The organism is Pontixanthobacter sp. CEM42 (assembly GCF_017812015.1).
Lineage (GTDB): Bacteria > Pseudomonadota > Alphaproteobacteria > Sphingomonadales > Sphingomonadaceae > Pontixanthobacter.
The window spans coordinates 126,774-145,031 of the sequence record NZ_JADQTN010000001.1 but is presented as its reverse complement, the minus strand read 5'-3'; the positions used below and the strand labels follow the sequence as shown (position 1 = coordinate 145,031).

At 56.8% G+C, this 18,258-nt stretch carries 17 protein-coding genes; 11 read left to right on the top strand and 6 right to left on the bottom strand.

The annotated features are described in order from the left end of the window. Nucleotides 1-7: 7 nt before the first annotated feature. The gene (locus tag J9777_RS00615) at nt 8-328 is read right to left on the bottom strand and encodes a hypothetical protein (RefSeq protein WP_209346876.1); all 321 of its coding nucleotides are present in this window, start codon (nt 326-328) and stop codon (nt 8-10) included. Next, nucleotides 325-1,002, bottom strand: coding sequence for a lipoyl(octanoyl) transferase LipB (lipB, locus tag J9777_RS00610; RefSeq protein WP_209346875.1), 678 nt, complete (start codon nt 1,000-1,002; stop codon nt 325-327). Before lipB ends, J9777_RS00615 begins: the two co-directional genes overlap by 4 nt. Before the next feature lie 60 nt (nt 1,003-1,062). Here lipB and J9777_RS00605 point away from each other — a divergent pair, with 60 nt between their 5' ends. Beyond that, nucleotides 1,063-1,881, top strand: a complete 819-nt coding sequence (locus J9777_RS00605; RefSeq protein ID WP_209346874.1) for a glycerophosphoryl diester phosphodiesterase membrane domain-containing protein — start codon at nt 1,063-1,065, stop codon at nt 1,879-1,881. A gap of 21 nt (nt 1,882-1,902) precedes the next feature. On the opposite strand, the gene J9777_RS00600 is transcribed toward J9777_RS00605, so the two are convergent. Then, nucleotides 1,903-2,475 (bottom strand): methyltransferase domain-containing protein, encoded by a 573-nt coding sequence (locus J9777_RS00600; protein ID WP_245228573.1) that lies wholly within the window; start codon nt 2,473-2,475, stop codon nt 1,903-1,905. Nucleotides 2,476-2,717: 242 nt separating this feature from the next. Here J9777_RS00600 and J9777_RS00595 point away from each other — a divergent pair, with 242 nt between their 5' ends. Further along, nucleotides 2,718-4,010, top strand: a complete 1,293-nt coding sequence (locus tag J9777_RS00595) for an MFS transporter (RefSeq protein WP_209346872.1) — start codon at nt 2,718-2,720, stop codon at nt 4,008-4,010. A gap of 21 nt (nt 4,011-4,031) precedes the next feature. Here J9777_RS00595 and J9777_RS00590 read toward each other — a convergent pair whose 3' ends face one another. Further along, nucleotides 4,032-4,376 (bottom strand): arsenate reductase family protein, encoded by a 345-nt coding sequence (locus J9777_RS00590; RefSeq protein WP_209348539.1) that lies wholly within the window; start codon nt 4,374-4,376, stop codon nt 4,032-4,034. 148 nt (nt 4,377-4,524) lie between these two features. Between J9777_RS00590 and J9777_RS00585 the strand changes: the two genes are divergently transcribed. Next, nucleotides 4,525-6,663 (top strand): TonB-dependent siderophore receptor, encoded by a 2,139-nt coding sequence (locus tag J9777_RS00585; RefSeq protein WP_209346871.1) that lies wholly within the window; start codon nt 4,525-4,527, stop codon nt 6,661-6,663. Nucleotides 6,664-6,669: 6 nt separating this feature from the next. Here J9777_RS00585 and J9777_RS00580 read toward each other — a convergent pair whose 3' ends face one another. Both J9777_RS00580 and J9777_RS00575 read right to left on the bottom strand, forming a co-directional pair. Beyond that, the gene (locus J9777_RS00580; protein ID WP_209346870.1) at nt 6,670-7,221 is read right to left on the bottom strand and encodes a (2Fe-2S)-binding protein; all 552 of its coding nucleotides are present in this window, start codon (nt 7,219-7,221) and stop codon (nt 6,670-6,672) included. Nucleotides 7,222-7,255: 34 nt separating this feature from the next. Next, nucleotides 7,256-8,020 carry a class II aldolase/adducin family protein gene (locus J9777_RS00575; RefSeq protein ID WP_209346869.1) on the bottom strand — a complete coding sequence of 255 codons (765 nt, stop codon included), beginning with the start codon at nt 8,018-8,020 and terminating at the stop codon, nt 7,256-7,258. 150 nt (nt 8,021-8,170) lie between these two features. Here J9777_RS00575 and J9777_RS00570 point away from each other — a divergent pair, with 150 nt between their 5' ends. The 8 genes from J9777_RS00570 to J9777_RS00535 all read left to right on the top strand — a co-directional run bounded on the left by J9777_RS00570 (nt 8,171) and on the right by J9777_RS00535 (nt 18,249). Next, entirely contained in the window at nt 8,171-9,523 is a 1,353-nt protein-coding gene (locus J9777_RS00570; RefSeq protein WP_209346868.1) for an MATE family efflux transporter, read from the top strand. Nucleotides 9,524-9,594: 71 nt separating this feature from the next. Then, nucleotides 9,595-11,973 carry a chemotaxis protein CheA gene (locus J9777_RS00565; protein WP_209346867.1) on the top strand — a complete coding sequence of 793 codons (2,379 nt, stop codon included), beginning with the start codon at nt 9,595-9,597 and terminating at the stop codon, nt 11,971-11,973. Next, nucleotides 11,970-12,401: a chemotaxis protein CheW gene (locus J9777_RS00560; RefSeq protein ID WP_209346866.1), complete on the top strand. Its 432-nt coding sequence runs from the start codon at nt 11,970-11,972 to the stop codon at nt 12,399-12,401. Before J9777_RS00565 ends, J9777_RS00560 begins: the two co-directional genes overlap by 4 nt. 55 nt (nt 12,402-12,456) lie before the next feature. Continuing rightward, the gene (locus J9777_RS00555) at nt 12,457-12,822 is read left to right on the top strand and encodes a response regulator (protein WP_209346865.1); all 366 of its coding nucleotides are present in this window, start codon (nt 12,457-12,459) and stop codon (nt 12,820-12,822) included. Nucleotides 12,823-12,832: 10 nt separating this feature from the next. Next, nucleotides 12,833-13,933: a chemotaxis-specific protein-glutamate methyltransferase CheB gene (gene cheB, locus J9777_RS00550; RefSeq protein WP_245228458.1), complete on the top strand. Its 1,101-nt coding sequence runs from the start codon at nt 12,833-12,835 to the stop codon at nt 13,931-13,933. Next, nucleotides 13,924-14,805 carry a CheR family methyltransferase gene (locus J9777_RS00545; RefSeq protein ID WP_209346864.1) on the top strand — a complete coding sequence of 294 codons (882 nt, stop codon included), beginning with the start codon at nt 13,924-13,926 and terminating at the stop codon, nt 14,803-14,805. The genes cheB and J9777_RS00545 overlap by 10 nt, the downstream gene beginning before the upstream one ends. A gap of 79 nt (nt 14,806-14,884) precedes the next feature. Next, on the top strand, nt 14,885-16,429 hold the full coding sequence (locus J9777_RS00540; RefSeq protein ID WP_245228457.1) for an EAL domain-containing protein: 1,545 nt from the start codon (nt 14,885-14,887) through the stop codon (nt 16,427-16,429). Continuing rightward, nucleotides 16,426-18,249, top strand: a complete 1,824-nt coding sequence (locus tag J9777_RS00535) for a methyl-accepting chemotaxis protein (RefSeq protein ID WP_245228456.1) — start codon at nt 16,426-16,428, stop codon at nt 18,247-18,249. The genes J9777_RS00540 and J9777_RS00535 overlap by 4 nt, the downstream gene beginning before the upstream one ends. The last annotated feature ends 9 nt before the right edge of the window (nt 18,250-18,258 follow it).

Sequence of the window (18,258 nt, the reverse complement as noted above, 5' to 3'; positions counted from 1 at the left end):
TCGAGGCTTACTCGGCTTCTGCCTCCGGTGCCGGCTCCGACGCAGGTTCTACGGCTGGCTCGGCTGGTACTGGTTCCGGCTCAGCCTCCTCTTCCGCCGCAGGTACCGCCGGAGCTGCAGCACTTGATCCACTGGGTGTGCTTGTTTCGCGGGCCGCAGGTGAAGTTGATTGCAATTCATCGAGCGGGATCATCGCGTCGCTGATCGAACCCTCCAGCACATCGCCCTCCGCGCTTCGCGCATCGTCGTCTGTCGTGACTGGCGCCGGATCATCTCCGCATGCCGACAAGAGCGGCACAACAAGTAAGCAAATGGCATAGCGGATCATAGTCTGGCTCCTGAATTTTCGGACAGCATATCGAGGAATGCATCGCCGCGCGCAAGCAGCGCGTCATCCCATTGCTCTGGTGTGATTGCGATGCCCAATCGCTCCAAACTGGTCACTCCGAACTCCGCAATGCCGCAGGGCACAATGCCCGCGAAATGCGACAGGTCCGGCGCCAGATTGACCGAGAATCCATGCATCGTGACCCAACGTCGCACGCGGACACCAATTGCGCCGATCTTGGCTTCACTGCCGTCGATATCGCGGGTCCAGATGCCGATCCGGCCCTCTGCACGCCAAGCCTCGACCCCGATATCGCCAAGCGTATCGATCACCCAACCCTCTAAACTGTGCACAAAGCGGCGGACATCACGCCCGCGGTTGGTTAGATCGAGCAGCACATAACCGATGCGTTGGCCGGGCCCGTGATAGGTGTAGCGGCCGCCCCGCCCGGCCTCGACAACCTCAAAACGCGGATCAAGCATCTCGTTCTTATCAGCGCTGGTTCCAGCGGTGTAGACCGGTGGATGTTCGAGCAGCCACAGCAATTCGCGCGCATCACCCGCTGCAATTGCACGGTTGCGTACATCCATTTCATCAAGCGCCGCACGGTAGGGCACTTGCTCCACAGCGCGCCTGACCGCGATATCCGATGCGAGTTTTCCAGACATGGTCATTGCGTGGCGTGCACTGGAGCGGTTATCAAGGGGGATATTTGCAGAAACAGGGTTTGGTATATGAAATTTGATCTCGACAAAGCGTGGAATGAAGCAGTGACCATGCTGAGATCCAATCTCGATGTGCTGAGCGTGGTGGCGGGGATGTTCTTCTTCCTACCGTCGCTTGCAACGACACTGCTGATCCCGGTCGATCATTTGCAGGCTTTGAGCGACGATCCCGACCGACTCAACGCAGCTATGCTCGCTCTCTTGAGTGAGCATTGGCCAGTAATCGCGATCTATGTGGTGCTGGCAATCATCGGATCGCTTGCCCTCTTTGCCCTGCTAGGTAAGGGCCATCGCCCGACGGTGGGCGAGGCATTGAAGATCGGCGTCATTGGCTGCCTGCCTTATGCAGTTTCGCTGGTACTGTTTGTTGTCATAGCCATGATTATCGCGGTGATCTTCGGGGTTGTCGCCGGCGTAGCCGGGTTGGCGATCATCAACTTGATCATGTCTGTCGCCGCATTCACTTGCATATTCTATGTCGGTACGCGGCTGTTACTGGCGGGGCCAGTGATCGCGATTGAGCAAAACTACAACCCGATTTCGGCCATGGTCCGATCATGGAAACTGATCGGCGGACATACGCGCAAAGTTCTGATCTTTATGGTGCTGGTGTTTATAGCGGTCTTTGTAGTCGGGCTGGTGTCTTCTCAAATCATTGCATTATTCAGCGCATTGATCGGTAGTGGTCAGATCGCTTTGTGGTTGGAAGGTATTCTCTCCGGCATACTCGGCGCGCTGATATCGACCCTATTGCTGGCGATCTACACCGCGATCCACAGGCAATTGGCAGGACAGCCAACCGAAACGCTCAGCGATACGTTTGATTAGGAAATAGCGACTTTCGAGCGCTTACTCTTTCCAGCCCCAAAATAGCTGACACGGCAGGATATTCCAAAATTCGAACCCGCTATCGATCCGGGTGAAATGCTTCGCCATGAAGTCGCGCGCCTTGGCGCTAAACTGATAGACCAGAAACGCGCCGCCGGGCCGGATAATCCGGTGCGTCGCGGCAGCAATCGCTGGGCCAACGCCATCGGGCAGCGTCGAGAATGGCAGGCCCGACAGAACATAGTCGGCATGCTCATGTCCGTTATCGCGGACGATTTTCTCAACATCGGCAGCAGAGCCATGCACGGCTGTGAAACGGCTGTCTGTGATCGTGCGATTGAGATAGTCGATAAATAGCGGGTTAGTGTCGATCACGATCATCGCACCATCAGCACGCAATTTCTCCAGTACCGGCTCGCAAAAAGTGCCGACGCCCGGGCCGTACTCGACGAACAGTTTGCACTCATCCCATTTCACAGGGCCTAGCATTTTGCGGATCGTGAAGCGCGATGAGGGGATGATCGATCCGACCATCTTCGGATGCTCAAGAAAGCCGCGAAAAAACACACCCCATTGGCCAAGCAATTTGCTCAAACGCGCGCCTGTCCCCGCGCGCTTTGCCGGAGTAACCTGTTGTGAATCTGTCAAAATTGCGCCCTATGTTGCAGTCTGGATTGCTGGACCCTTCCGTAAGGGAAGGTGGCAAGTGAACGCGCCTGCCAAAATCACCTGCGCATTGCAAGCGCTGCTATCCGCGCGTAGCGGCTAAGGCAATGTTAAAGAGCGAATTATCTCCAGCTACCGAAGCGCCCCGCAAACCAATCTCGCGCGAGCGAATGGCGCTGCTGTTTGCAGTGATGCTGACCACCGCAGCGGGCAACACCGCCATGCAATCGGTGATGCCTTCAATCGGGACCGAACTGGGCGTCAATGACGTATGGATCAGCTTAGCGTACACGTGGTCAGCACTGTTGTGGGTGATCTGCGCACCGATCTGGGCGCGGCGGTCCGACAAGCGCGGGCGCAAGTCGATGATGGCGCTCGGCATGGTCGGATTCATAACCTCGATGGGGCTGTGCGGCATTGTCTTGTGGTTCGGCCTGATCGGCGCTCTCTCGGCATTCTGGACACTCATGTTCTTCGCGGCTGCGCGCAGTCTTTATGGCGGCTTCGGTTCGGCAGCCCCGCCTGCGGTACAGGCCTATGTCGCCGCGCGTACCGCGCGGTCAGAGCGAACTCAGGCGCTGTCCTTGATTGCCTCCAGCTTCGGTCTCGGGACAGTCATCGGCCCGGCCCTGGCACCTCTGTTGGTCTTTCCCGGGCTTGGCCTCACTGGCCCTTTCGCGGCATTTACAATCATTGGAATCGTGACATTGGTCGCGCTGCGCATATTGCTGCCCAATGACGAGCCACAATTCGCCGCGCGCGGTTCAGCTTTCGGTGCGCCCTATGGCGCGAGTTCAACGGACAGCTCTTCAGACGACGATGACAAGGAACATGAGGCGCCCGTTCAGGCACCCGAGCCGAAACGTATCGGATGGTTCGAATCCCGCGTGCGGCCTTGGGTCATCGCTGGACTGCTCGGCGGGCACGCGCATGCAATGATTTTGGGTATTTCGGGCTTCTTGGTCCTCGACCGTTTGGGCCTGCGCGACACCCCGCTCGAAGGCGCTGGACCGGTTGGCGTCGTGCTAATGTGCGGTGCAGTCGCAACGCTGCTAGCCCAATGGGGCGTGATTCCGCGCATGAACCTCGGTCCGCGCGCCGCGATCTTATGGGGTGTAGCGCTCGCGGCGCTGGGCGTCGTCTTGCTCGGCGTCGCACAGAATCTGCACGGAATTGCGCTGGGTTACTCGATTGCATCGCTGGGGTTTGGTCTATTCCGCCCCGGCTTTAACGCCGGCGCATCACTGGCCGTGACGCGCGCTGAACAAGGTGAGGCGTCGGGTGTCGTAGCCTCCGCCACAGGCGCAGCCTTTGTGTTCGCACCAGCTCTGGGCGTGTTGCTCTACAATTGGTCCGAATGGGTCAGCTTTGCGACGGTCGTGGCACTCTGCTTCGCAGTATTTGTGATTGGCTGGCAATCCCTGTCAGCTGATGAAGTCACCACCAAGGATCGTCCAGCCTAAACCCAAACACCCCAGGCCCAATCAAAGTATTTCAAGAACCGTGTCTTGCGGGCGGCAGACGCGCACACCTTTTTCGGTTTCAACCACCGGACGCTCCATCAGAATTGGATCGGCGGCCATCGCTGCCACTACCGTCGCATCATCGGCATCAGGCAGACCGCGCTCTTCCGCATCGGTACCACGAAGACGCAGTGCTTTGGCCGGCGAAATACCCGCATCCTTATAGAGTTGCAGCAGTTTCTCCGCGCTCGGTGGTTCTTTCAGATATTCGACCACGGTCACATCGACTTTCGACAGGTTCTCCAGAATCGCCAAAGTCTTGCGGGATGTGCCGCATTTGGGGTTGTGCCAGATAGTCGCTTTCATAGTCGTCGGCATGGTGAATCTCCATAAAACTGTTGCCAATCTCCTACAAAATCAGACTTTCTTCGCCAAGCTTCGATTATAAATTGCAATTGCGAGTGAGTTGCAATAGCGAGTCGCTCATCACTTTTGGACGGGATGATCGAATCACATGAAAACACTTACCGCTCGCCTGCTCAGCGCCACCGCTCTGACAGTCGCATTCACTGTAAATCCGGCAATGGCGCAGGATTCACGAACAACAGGTCAAGGCGAGGAAGCAGGCGATGAGGACATCATCGTCACCGGCAAAGTGCTCTACACCAACCAAGTCAACGCGGTGAAAACCCCCACCCCGATCATCGACGTCCCGCAGAGTCTATCGATCACCACGAGCGAAGAGATTCGTGAGCGCGGCTTCGACAGTATCGGTCAGATCATCGACTACACGCCGGGCGTGAATACATCGCAGGGCGAAGGCCATCGCGACTCGGTCGTGTTCCGTGGCGTCCGCTCAACTGCTGACTTTTTCATCGATGGCGTGCGCGACGATGTTCAATATTATCGCCCGCTCTACAATCTGGAGCAGGTCGAAATCCTGCGCGGCCCCAACGCCCTTTTGTTCGGGCGTGGCGGAACCGGCGGTGTATTGAATCGCGTAACCAAGAAAGGCGTCTTGGGCGAGAACTTCACCGGTTATCAGGCAAGCGTCGATACATTTGGAGCCTTTGCTGGCCAAGTTGATCTCAACCTATCGAGCAGCGATACGGCGGCCTTCCGCGTGAACGCGATGTATGAGAGCCTGAACAACCACCGCGACTTCTATGATGGAGAGCGGATCGGCATCAATCCAACTGCGCGGTTTATGGTGAGCCCCGACACCACGATCAATCTGTCCTACGAATATCTCGATCACCAGCGTTTCATTGATCGCGGTATCCCGACAGGATCAGACGGCCGACCGGTTGAGGCATTTGCGGACATCGTTTTTGGCGATCCTGAACTCAACACCACCGAACTCGAAGCGCACTTGCTACGCGCCAATCTGCAGCACGATTTTTCCGAACACGCGAAGATCAATGTGACTGCCGCCTATGGCGATTACGACAAGCTGTACCAGAATTTCTACGCTTCGGGCTATGATCAGGCGAACACCCCCGGCCAAGTCACGCTCGACGGTTATGTTGACACAACGCAGCGGCAGAACCTGACACTCGCCGGTAACTTCATCACCGATTTCGCGACAGGCAGCGTCGACCACACGCTGATTATCGGCGGCGAGTATATCAACACGTCTTCCGATCAAGATCGCTTCAATTCATTCTGGTCGACCACCATGGATGACAATGAAATCTTCAGCGTCGCGCGTCCGCTCACCTTGAGCAACGGCGTGGGTATCAACGCTGCAGGCCAGGCGACGACCAACGATTTCACTGTAGATATCAATGACGACACGCGCGTGAACATCGACGTGTTCTCGGCGTACATCCAAGACGAGATTGAATTGACCGATTGGCTCAATGTCGTTCTCGGCGCGCGGTTCGACAGCTTCGATATCGAAGTGAACAATGTGGTTGCGGGTGAGGTACGGACGCGCAAGGACGAACAAATCTCTCCGCGTCTCGGACTGATCATCAAGCCGCAAGAGAATATCTCGATTTACACCAGCTATTCGGAGAGCTTCCTTCCCCGCAGCGGCGAGCAATTTGCCAATATCAATGGCAGCAATAACGCGCTTGATCCCAACACATTCACCAATCTGGAAGCGGGTATCAAATGGGATATTCGGCCCGGCCTGAGTTTCACTGGTGCCGTGTTTGAGATTGAGCAAAGCTCTCCTCAAGTTGACGACAATGACGCGTCGCAACTGGTGATCGTCGATTCCAAAATCCAGGGTTTTGAATTGCAATTGCAAGGCAGCCTGTCTGACTTCTGGACGGTATCGGCCGGCTATAGCTATCTCGATGGCGAGCAAGTTAACCAGAACGGTCCGACTGGTTTGCGCCCGCGCGAATTGCCCGACAGCACTCTATCGGTTTGGAACAATTTCCAGATCACCGATCGCTTCGGTCTGGGTGCCGGCTTCACCTATCAATCGGAAAGCTTCGTCAACAATGGCAATAGCGCCACTCTGCCTGACTACATCCGTATCGATGCAGCTGCGTATTACGATATCTCCGACAATATCCGCCTACAGGTGAATGTCGAGAATGTGACTGATGAGCTGTACTTTCCGAACTCGCACTCGACGCACCAAGTCACCGTTGGCCCACCCCTCAATGCGCGCTTCGCGATCAGCGGCCGGTTCTAAGGCGAGTTATTCTTCCCGCTCCGAAGGTGCGACAATGGCCGGAACTTCTGCCGCCGCATCTTCGGAGCTGATACCTGGAGCAGGAGCAGCACTGATCGTCTCCTGACGCCGCGTGACACGCCCTGCCCGCTGGATCGCATTGACCAGCCGCGGATAGACGCCGCAGCGGCACAGATTGGGAATAGCTTCCTCAACATCCTGCTTGCTGGGATCGGCATTCTTGGCGATTAGAGCCGCCCCCGCCATCACGATACCGGGCGTGCAGAAACCACATTGGATTGCTTGTTCGGCCACCATCGCTTGCTGCACCGGATGCGACCGGTCACGCGACAGGCCCTCGATAGTGGTAATGAAGCGACCCTCTGCCTCGGCGATAGTTATCAGGCAGCTCCGCAAAGCCTCGCCATCGACAATCACCATACACGCGCCGCAGTCGCCCACACCGCAGCCATATTTGGTGCCAGTGAGATTCGCGGCATCGCGCAAAGCCCACAATAACGGGGTCTCCGCATCCATATCAAATTCGACCGGTTGGTCGTTGACCGTCATCCGCGGCATGGGCGGAAGCTCCCGCTAGTTTGGGCCTAGTGGATCAGTCGCGCCAGCTGGTGTCGATGCGGTCGATCTTGCGCTTCCACGCTTCAAAATCGAATACGCCCGCACCGCCTTGCTCCTGCATCACGAACAGATCGCGCTGGTGCACATCGACCACTTCTTGCGGCACAATACGCGGGTTCCCCATGCTCACCGTAGCCACCTGAATTTCGCACGCGCGCTGCAGCGCCCACATCTTCAAGAACATCCCTTGAATGGTCTTGTCCATCACAACCGGACCATGGTTGCGCAGCATCAAAATGCTGTGATCGCCAAGGTTTTCTACCAAGCGAACGCCCTCTTCCTCACGAACGGTCACGCCTTCGAAGTCGTGATAGCCAATCTGGTTCTGGAAATTACAGGCGTAGAAATTGGTCGGCATCAAACCGTCTTTGTGGCTGCAAACCGCCATCGTTTCGGTCGTGTGGACATGGCAGATTGCCTGCGCCCGCTCACCGAGAGTTTTGTGGAAATAGGCATGCTGGGTGAAGCCAGCCTTGTTGACCATATATTGCGACTGGCCGACATTGTTGCCTTCGACGTCAATCTTGACCAAATTCGATGCGGTCACTTCGTCGTAAAGCAGCCCGAACGGATTGATCAGGAATGTATCATCTTCGCCGGGAACCGCGATTGAGATATGGTTGTAAATCGACTCGCCCCAGCCGAGGTGATCGAAAATCCGGTAGCATGCGGCCAGATCCAACCGTGCCTGCCATTCGGCTTCGCTACATTCCAAATTCGGTTTCAACTGTGTCGCCACGTCGCTCTCCTAGGCTTTTCTTTACATTGCGTTTGGCCACTTATCGCACGATGATGCCGCACCGCACAAGTCGCGATCTTGCTGTGATCTTGGTCGCGCACTCAGAAAACCGCTTCCCCGCCCCATTTCGCCGCGCTAGGGGCCTGTGCGATGAGTGATGGAGCAAAACTGACACGCGGCGACATTCGCGGACATCTTGTCACTCAAACCACTCCCATGATCATTGGCGTCGCCGCAATGATGTCAGTCGGCTTGATCGACGCGTACTTTATTGGCCAATTGGGCAGTGCAGAACTGGCGGCCATTGCGCTTATCTTCCCGATCAGCATTGCGCTCAGCAGTCTCGGTATCGGGGTGATGGTTGGAATCAATTCGGTCGTATCGCGCTCGCTGGGCGCTGGTGATATCGAGAATGCTGCGAGCCGAGGGAATATCGGCATCGCCTTTGCCTTGATCGTAGGTATCGTTATGGCAGCAATCCTAGTAGCGCTGCTCGATCCGCTGTTCACGCTCATGCAGGCGGATGATGAGCTGATGTCGATCATCCGCACATACATGATCCCATACGCGATGGGCTTCCCGCTGATCATGGTGATGATGGGCATCAATGGCGTTATGCGCGGTCAGGGAGAGGCACGCAGAGCGTCTTATGTTTCAATCTGCTACGCCGCCGCGAACTGGATACTCGACCCGATCCTGATCACCGGTGCATTCGGCTTTGAGGGGTTCGGGATTGCAGGCGCGGCCTATGCCACCAATACAGGCTGGGCGATTGCCATCATTCTGGCGCTATTTCTGCTCAAAGGCACCGCGCTGCCGTTCAACCCTGCAGCCATCAAGAAAGATCAGATCGCCCCCGCGATCAAGGCCTTGTCTTCGGTTGCTGGCCCAGCCGGATTTTCCAATGCGATCAACCCGATTGGCCTGTCGGTCCTGACCGCATTGGTGGCGACGCAGGGGCAGGACGCGGTCGCTGGCTTTGGTGCTGCGGGACGCATCCAGTCTTTCGCAATCGTGCCCCTTCTCGCATTGTCGGGCGCGATCGGATCAATTGTCGGTCAAAATTGGGGCGCGAGCCAATTCGACCGTGCACAGCAAGCCATGCGCTGGGCCGCCGGCTTTTCAATAGTTTACGGAATGGTTGTAGCAGTTGTACTGGTCGCCGCGAGCGGATGGTTTGCGCAGATATTCAGCGACAACCCCGCCGTGATTGAAGAATTCTCCAGATATCTCGCCATCGCGGCATGGGGCTATGCCGGGTTCGGCCTGCTGATCGTCAGCAATGGCGCGCTCAATTCAGTCGGCAAAGCTGGCTGGGCGCTCGCGCAAAGCTGCTTCCGTGTATTTCTGGTGATGATGCCGATTGCTTGGCTGCTCCGCCCCGCATGGGGATCGGATGCCATTTATACCGCTGAATTGGCTGCAAATGTCATCGGTGGCACAATTGCATTGGTTCTGGTGCTGCGCATCCTTGGCCAAAAGCAATCATCGCGTGAGGCGTAACGCCTAGCGGCGCTTACACTTCGTTAACCATCATCGCCCATAGAGTTCCCGACTATTCCGGGGGTTTTGTAATGGACGACCTACTTGCAGAATTCGTGGCGGAAACGCGCGAGATGCTTGAGGCTATCGAAGGTGAACTGGTTGCGTGGGAAGCGGAACCATCCGACCGTGCGCGGCTCGACAACATCTTCCGCTTTGTTCACACAGTTAAGGGCAATTGCGGTTTCTTCGACTTCCCGCGCCTGGAAAAATTGAGCCATGCCGCAGAAGGCGTACTCGCTGAAGTGCGTGCGGGCCGCCGCCATGCGGATAGCCGCTTGGTCTCCGCAGTCCTCGCAATTATTGACCGCATCACCCAGATGACCACCGCTATCGAAGCCGGTGAAGAACTGCCCGAAGGCAGCGACGAATTTCTGATTGCCGCCCTTGAAGGCGATGCCAGCGACGTCGGAGAGACAGTCGCGATGCATTCCGCGCAAGAAGAAGCGGAAACCAAAACAACCGACACAGGCCCGCAAGCACCGCGCTCGATTCGTTTGCCGGTCGAACTCCTCGACCGGGTAATGAGCGGCGTGTCCGACATGGTTCTGGCGCGCAACGATCTTGCCCGCCGCCTGCGCGATGCGGGCAATGAACCAACGTTGGACGGCCCGTTTGAACGTCTTTCCGGCATTCTGTCGGACGTTCGCGAGGCTATCACCAAGATGCGGATGCAGCGCATCGAACATCTCTATAATGCTATCCCGCGCCTTGTACGTGACCTTTCGACCGAACTTGATAAGCAGGTCATGGTCGATTTCGAAGGCGGTGATGTCGAGCTGGACCGGGAAATGATCGAAATGATCCGCGATCCGGTCACACACTTGATCCGCAATGCAATTGATCACGGGATCGAGAAACCGTCCGAGCGCCTCAAATCCGGCAAGCGCGAGATCGGCATGCTCGCCATCGCTGCGCGCCAATCGGGCAACCGGATCACAATCGTTATTTCTGACGACGGTGCTGGTCTGAACGCAGATAAGATCGGCAAGAAAGCGGTCGCATCGGGTCTGGTCAGCCAGAAAGAATTGGACGCGATGCCGCCCGAAAGCGTCACTGACCTGATCTTTGAAGCCGGTCTATCGACCGCAGATGAAGTGAGCGCAGTATCGGGCCGCGGTGTGGGCATGGACGTGGTCCGTGCGAATATCGAGAAAATCGGCGGCACCATCACTGTCTCGTCCAATCCGGGCGAAGGCACGATGTTCTTCCTGCAAATACCGCTCACGCTCAGCATCATCTCGGCTTTGACCGTCAGCGTCGATGGTCAGCGCTTCGCAATCCCGCAATCCTATGTCGAGGAAATCGCGCACGGAGCGTCAGCATCGGTCGAGTTTTCACGGGTTGGCGAAACCGATCTAGTGACTTTCCGCGACCGCCGCCTGCCCTGCTTGACCCTCAACAATGTGCTCGGTGTAAAACCGCGTGCTGCCGGTTGGGACCAGCGCCTCGTACTGCTGCGCCTCGGTAGCGGCGACCTGTTTGCTCTCGCAGTCGACAAAATTCACGATCAGGAAGATCTGGTAATTAAACCATTAGCCCCTGCGGTCATGCAGACCGGGACTTATGCGGGCACTACGCTTCTCGACGATGGCAGTCCTGTGCTGATGCTCGACATCCCGACTATTGCTAGCGAAAACGGTTTGGTTAGCGATGTTCGCGCCCGCCCAGCACAAGCAAATATTACCGAGAAGACTGCAGTTGAAGAGCGTGGACGGACATTGATGACCTTTGTCGGTCTGGACGGCAAACGCCGCGCTATCGGCATGGAATTAGTCGCACGAATCGATCAAGTGCCAGATGAAGCATTTGCAGTGGATGATGACCGCTCGCAAGTTGTTGTCGACGGCAACATCATGACGCTGGTCGGCGTCGGAAACAAAGCCGCAAACGCGGAGATTCCAACGGGCAATGTTAAGCTGCTGCGCCTGTCGGATAGTGAACGCGAGTTAGCCTATGCCGTCGCCGAGTTGGGCGAATCCGTCGTCATCACGGAAGACCTTGCATCACCCGAAAGCGATAAAAATCTCGAAGGCGTCGCATTGATCGAGGGTAAGCCCGTACCAGTCGTTGATGGATATCGCTTGTTTGCCAAACATGGCGGCGCGGCCACTCCGGTTGAGAAACTGGTGTGCCGCTTGCCAGAAGGTGACGATTGGGTTGACCGGATGCTGCAACCACTCGTTGCTGCCGCTGGTTACCGTGTTGCAAGCGATGCAGATGAGACGGCCGATGTTACCATCGCCCTCGCCGACAAAGCTGAAACAATTGAAGCATCCGATGCCAGCCACGTCATCAAAATCCATAGTGATCCCGATGCCGCGGCTGCAAACGATGACAGCGTCTATCGCTATGACCGTGCGGCTCTGGAAAACGCTCTGCGGAAAGCCCGCATAGGAGACCGATCATGAGAGAACTAATCGTCATTCTCGATATCGCCGGACGCCGCGTCGCGATCCCGGCGGTCGAAGTCCAATCGGTGATTGAGTTGGATGATATTTATCCGGTCCCGCGCGCGCCCGGCTACGTAGCAGGTCTGACCGCAATGCGTAGTCAATCGCTAACCGTGATCGATTGCCGCAAGGCGCTGGGTCAAGACGGCACGACCGAGCGTGGCGAACGTTCGCCTGTGATCGAAGTGGATGGCCATCTCTACGCGCTGCTGGTCGACGGCGTCGATGATGTCGTTGAAACCCAGTCCGACATCACCCCCGTAGCCGGTGGCTTCGGCAAGGAATGGGAACACGTCGCTCAGGGCATGGTCGAAACCGATCGCGGCCCGACATTGCTGATCGACATTCATAAACTCATCGGCGGCCGGACCGCAATCGCGGCTTAAGCACTTGGTTACCTTAATCCGCTACCCGCACACTGAACTATAAGGATCGCCCGGAATGAAAAGCTGTCTCATCGTCGATGACTCGCGGGTAATCCGCAAAGTCTCCCGTCATATACTCGAATCTCTCGACTTCACGGTCGATGAGGCTGAGAATGGCCAGGAAGGCCTGGTGCATTGTCAGGGAACAATGCCCGACGTGATCCTGCTCGACTGGAACATGCCAGTAATGACCGGCATCGAATTCATTACACAGCTGCGCCAGCAGCCGGGTGGCGACAAGCCAAAAGTCGTCTTCTGCACCACGGAAAATGACATCGCGCACATCCGCGAAGCTATCAGCGCCGGTGCAGACGAATATGTGATGAAGCCATTCGATCACGAAACGCTCCAGATCAAACTTCAACTGGTAGGTATGGCCTGAGGCTGCGGCCATGGGCAGTGAAACCACCATACTGACATCGGGGACGAAACGTCGCGCCACTTCGTCGGTGCCGACGCGCGTGATGGTTGTCGATGATAGCCTGACCGTGCGTACCGCGCTCGCGCGGACGATAGCGGCTGAGCCCGATCTAGAGGTCGTTTGTAAGACCAGTAGCGCCGAACTGGCGTTGCAGGAACTGCGTAAGACACCCGCCGATGTGGTGCTGCTCGATCTCGAAATGCCCGGCATGGGCGGCTTGCACGCTCTCCCGAAGATTCTCGAATCCCACACTGGCATTCAAATTCTGGTGGTTTCTACATTAGCCGAAGAAGGCGCAGAGGCCACGCTTACTGCACTCTCAATGGGTGCCGCCGACACTATGCCCAAACCACGCTCGGGAGGGTTCGGACCTGCCTATTGCGAAGCACTTCTCAGCAAGATTCGTGCTCTGGGACAAGGTAACCGCACGCCTCTTTCGAATGCAGCGAAGGTCACTGCACCCACACTTCGCAGAATACCGCGAAAAGCACCGGAAGTGCTGGCCATTGGTGCGTCCACTGGCGGCATCCATTCGCTTTGCACATTGCTCGAGAACCTGCCGCGCGAGTTTAATCTGCCCATTCTGGTTACTCAGCATCTGCCCGATTCTTTCATGCCCGTATTCGCCCGCCAGTTGGAACTCGCAGCGGTCCGCAAGGCTTGGGTTGCCGAAGACGGGATGGCAATCAAGCCAGGTCAAATCTATGTCGCGCCGGGCACTGGCCATCTAAATGTCGTGCGCCGCTCAAACGGCCTAGCCTGCAAGATCACCCAACAAACCATGCCGAGTGGCTGTATGCCGTCGGTTGATCCTATGTTTGAAACGCTGGGTAAGGCGACCGAAGGCCATGCCATTGGCATAGTCCTGTCGGGCATGGGCAAAGACGGTGCGACCGGCGCTGCTGATCTCATCGATCAGGGCGGAACGATCTTCGCGCAGGACCAAGACAGTTCCGCGGTATGGGGCATGCCGCGCGCAGTCGCCGAGCGCGGACTTGCATCCGTCATTCTGCCACCACCCGAACTGGCCACGAAAATCATGGCAACATTGGGAGCGGCGGCATGGAAGTGACCGAAGTTTCCTACCGGATCATTGCTGATCTTCTTGAAGCGCGGACTGGTCAGCACCTGACCGAGGGTCGCCGCTGGCGTATCGGCACCGCGTTGTCGGGCATTTTCCGCGAGCGCGGCATCACCAATATCGATCAATTGGTCTGCCTGCTGGCCGATCACAGCAATGGCTCGCTTGCGCAAGATGTCGTCGAGGCACTGCTCAACAACGAAACCTATTTCTACCGCGACCGGATCATGTTCGAACTGCTGTCGCAGCGGGTCCTGCCCGATCTGGCAGCAAAGCGCGCGGAAACGAAGCGCCTCTCAATATGGTCGGCAGGCTGCTCTACCGGCCAAGAAGCTCTGACTCTCGCAATGCTGTTCGCCGACAACCCCAGCCTTTGGAAAGGTTGGACGATCGACATTGTAGGCACCGATATTTCGCAGAAAGCAATCAAAGCCGCACAGCGCGGTTGCTACACCCAATTCGAGATTCAGCGCGGCCTTGGCGTGACGCAAATGCTCACCCATTTCAACGAGACAAAGCGCGGCTGGGAACCCTCCGCTGATCTGCGCAAGATGGTCCGGTTCAAACAGCGCAATATCCTAGAGCACGCAGGCAATATTCAACGCTTCGATTTGGTGCTGTGCCGCAATGTCCTGCTCTATTTCGACACTGCGCGAAGATCACAGGCATTCAATCGCATAGCCGAAGCGATGCGCGACGATGGCTGGCTAATGATTGGCGCCGGGGAAACTGCCGTCGGCCGGACCGAGCTGTTCCAATCGGTCGAAGGGCATCAGGGTCTTTACCAACGCGCACCCTCGAGCCTGATGCAGAACACCAGTGAAACCAAAGCGTATCCTGTGCGGAGAAAAAGCGCTGGGTAAACCAGAAATTAACCAATCCTTAGGGTCAAATCCCTAGCCCGACATCGACTGTCGGAGAACCGACCGTATGGGGGTCTGAATGCAAATATCTTGGCGAGAACTGGGCACAGCGCCAAAAATGCTGGTGATCGCACCGTTGGTGGTGCTCACGGGTATTTTTGCGAGCGTTGCAGCTTTGGTTCTGGCCAGCGACCGGATTGTACTATCCCCTTTCCTGATCGTGGGCGGCCTCGGCACTTATTTCATCGCTGTCGCGACCCTATGTGTCGTCGGACTGAAAAACGTCGCCAAGCTGCAAAATCTTGGTCTGACCGATAGCCTCAGCTCACTACCCAATCGCCGATCTCTACATGGCGAAATTCGCGGCAAGATCGCGAAGGACGAGGAGCTCGCCGTTGCGCTAATCGATCTCGATGGTTTCAAGATGGTCAATGACCTCTACGGCCACGCCGTCGGGGACGAGCTGATCAAGAGATGCGCGGTGATACTGCGCGAAGTTTGTGGCGAAGATGCGAAGTGCTTCCGTCTCGGCGGCGATGAATTCGCCATATATATGTCAGGCCCGCTATCGAACACCATTCTCGAGGGCATGTGCCGTGGCTTGCTCGAACGTCTAGGTCAGTCGATCCCGATTGAAGAACGCCGGATAGCCATCGGCGCCAGCGTCGGATTATCGCATACGACCGGCAGCGACGGACTGGATTCTTCAGAATTGCTGCGGCGCGCCGATGTCGCGATGTATGTATCCAAGCGCGGCGGCAAAATGCGCTGCACTTGGTTCAAAGGTGACTTTGACCGCAATCTAGAAGCCATCCGCGACATGGATGAGGAATTACGCGCCGCGCTGCTCAACAATGAGTTCCGGGTCAATTATCAGCCACTGGTCGATGCGAAAACGCGCGAAGTTGTCGCAGTGGAATCGCTCATCCGGTGGGAACGTCCGGACGGCAAAAAAGTCGGCCCCAACGTGTTCATTCCGATTGCCGAGGAATCGGGCCTGATCAATTCAATCGGCCTGTTTGTTCTGCGGCAGTCCTGCAAAGACGCGATTGACTGGAACGGTATAAAATTATCAGTCAACATCTCCGCGGCACAGCTACGCAACCCGGAATTCCCGATCCAACTGGGTCAAATTCTGGAAGAAACCGGCTTTGAAGCCGAGCGGCTCGAGCTAGAGATTACCGAAACCTGCCTCGTGCTTGACCCAGTGGTCGCTGAACGCAGCCTCGATTTGATCCGTGGCTTTGGCGTCAATGTGGTGCTTGATGATTTCGGCACCGGATACGCCTCGATCGGCTTTCTACGCCAATTCCGTTTCGAGAAACTCAAGCTTGATCGTTCGCTGGTTGTTGATTCCGCCGATGATGAGAGCCTGCGCGCGATGATGCTGTCGAGTATCTCGATGGCGCAAGCGCTAAAAATGGATGTCACCGCCGAAGGCGTCGAGACCGAGGCCCAGGCCGATCTGGTCCGTTCCGCCGGCTGCGATCAAATTCAGGGCTGGCTCTATTTCAAAGCCATGCCGCCAGAGGATATTGCCCAGCACCTGAGCGCTCTCCTCCCAAGCGAAACAACCAACCAGATTGCCGGCGAACAAAGCCCCCAACAAAGGAAAGCGTCATGAGCGCGATGGACAAAATCGTGACCGAGATCGAAGACGAGATCGCCGAAACTCAGGACAGCCCACCTGTAGAGCATAGTAATGCGATTGCACGCTTGCGTGCTTGGTTCAAGAATCAGCCCATTCCGCGGAAACTGAAGGCGGTGTTCGGGGCATTTCTTGTACTGCTGACTGTTACCGCAGGTGTCGTCGTGTTCGGCATGGTCCAGCTATATGATCGCACGATGACACGTGCCGCATTGTCCGATGCTACAATTGAGGCCGCTGATTTGCGCAGTGTGGTTGGCGAAATGCGGTATCACGCGATGCGTTATACGCTTTCAGGAGAGACCGCAGAAAGCGAACGGATGTCTGAAGCGCTGAGCTCCGCGCAATCAGGCCTTGGCGGTATTGCGGCAGTGATTGCCGATAATGCGCCGCAGTTCACACCGAATGTGGGCGCTTTGGAAGATCAATTGGATGGTTATGGCGCAGCGTTCGAACGCGTCAAAACCAGCCGAACCCAATCCGGCGCGAGCGAAGAGACCACCCGTCTTGCCTACGAGCTAGCCGCCGCAGGCGATACTTTTTACACCCAGTCCGACGCCCTCGAAGCCACGCTGGCGAACGAAATTGATGTAATGCAAACCACCGGATTGGATTACTTTTTTGATCTGGTGAGTGTCGTATTGGTTCTGGCGGGCATGTCGGTTGCGATCCTGTTCTTCGGCATGCGTTTTCTGGCGCGCGATCTGATCCGCAAAGGTTCGGAAATCGTCGGCGGAATGAACGAGCTTGCCGCCGGTCGCGCCGAATTCGAGATCGAAGGCGCCGAACGCAAGGATGAAATCGGTGATATGATCCGCGCATTGGAAGTCTTCAAACGTGCCAATGGCCGCTTGATCCGCGATGCGAAGGAGCGCGAAGAGCGCGTCAAAGCCGAGCAGGATCTACTCGCCGAGCGCGAGCGTGAGAAAGAAGAGCGGCGCGAACAGCAGCAAAAGCTGGTCCGCAGCATGGCTGATCGATTTGAGCGGACCGTCGGCGACATTGTCGGCGGTGTGGCATCTGCCTCCTCGCAGCTTAAATCGACCGCAGGCTCCATGGCTGCAGCAGCAGAACAGTCGTCCAACCAAACCAATCTGGTTGTGACCTCAATGGGCGAAGCCTCGTCCGGCGTGACCGCAGCCGCAGCAGCGAGCGACGAATTTGCAATGTCGATTGGCGAAATCAGCCGTCAGGCTGCATCCTCCGCGGAGCTCGCTCGCAAGGCATCTGAGTCTGCCGAACAAGCCGATACAACGATTTCCGCTCTGTCCGACTCGGCTGAGCAAGTGAGCAACGTTGTGGAACTGATCCATTCCATTGCCAAGCGGACCAATCTGCTCGCCCTCAACGCTTCCATCGAAGCTGCACGCGGCGGCGAAGCCGGTCGCGGATTTGCGGTCGTTGCATCGGAAGTGAAGGAGCTTGCAGCACAGACCAGCCGCGCAACTGAAGACGTCGCCGATCAGATCCGCGCAATGCAAAGCTCGACCACCAATAGCGTATCCGCGCTGCGGACAATTGGTAGCCAGATCGAACAGCTTGAATCGACCGCAATCTCGATTGCGTCGGCTGTCGATCAGCAGTCCGTTGCAGGTCAGGATCTGGCACGCAGCATCGATCTCGCAGCCCGTAGCAGCGACGAAGTGTCATCCAGCATTGTCGGCGTACGTGAAACCTCGCTCGCCACGGGTGCGGCGGCATCGCAGGTCCTCAATTCGGCAACCGAATTAGAAGATCAAGCGGCATCGCTGCGTAACCAAGTGGGCGATTTCCTGCAGAAAGTTCGTAACGGTTGATCGAGAGGT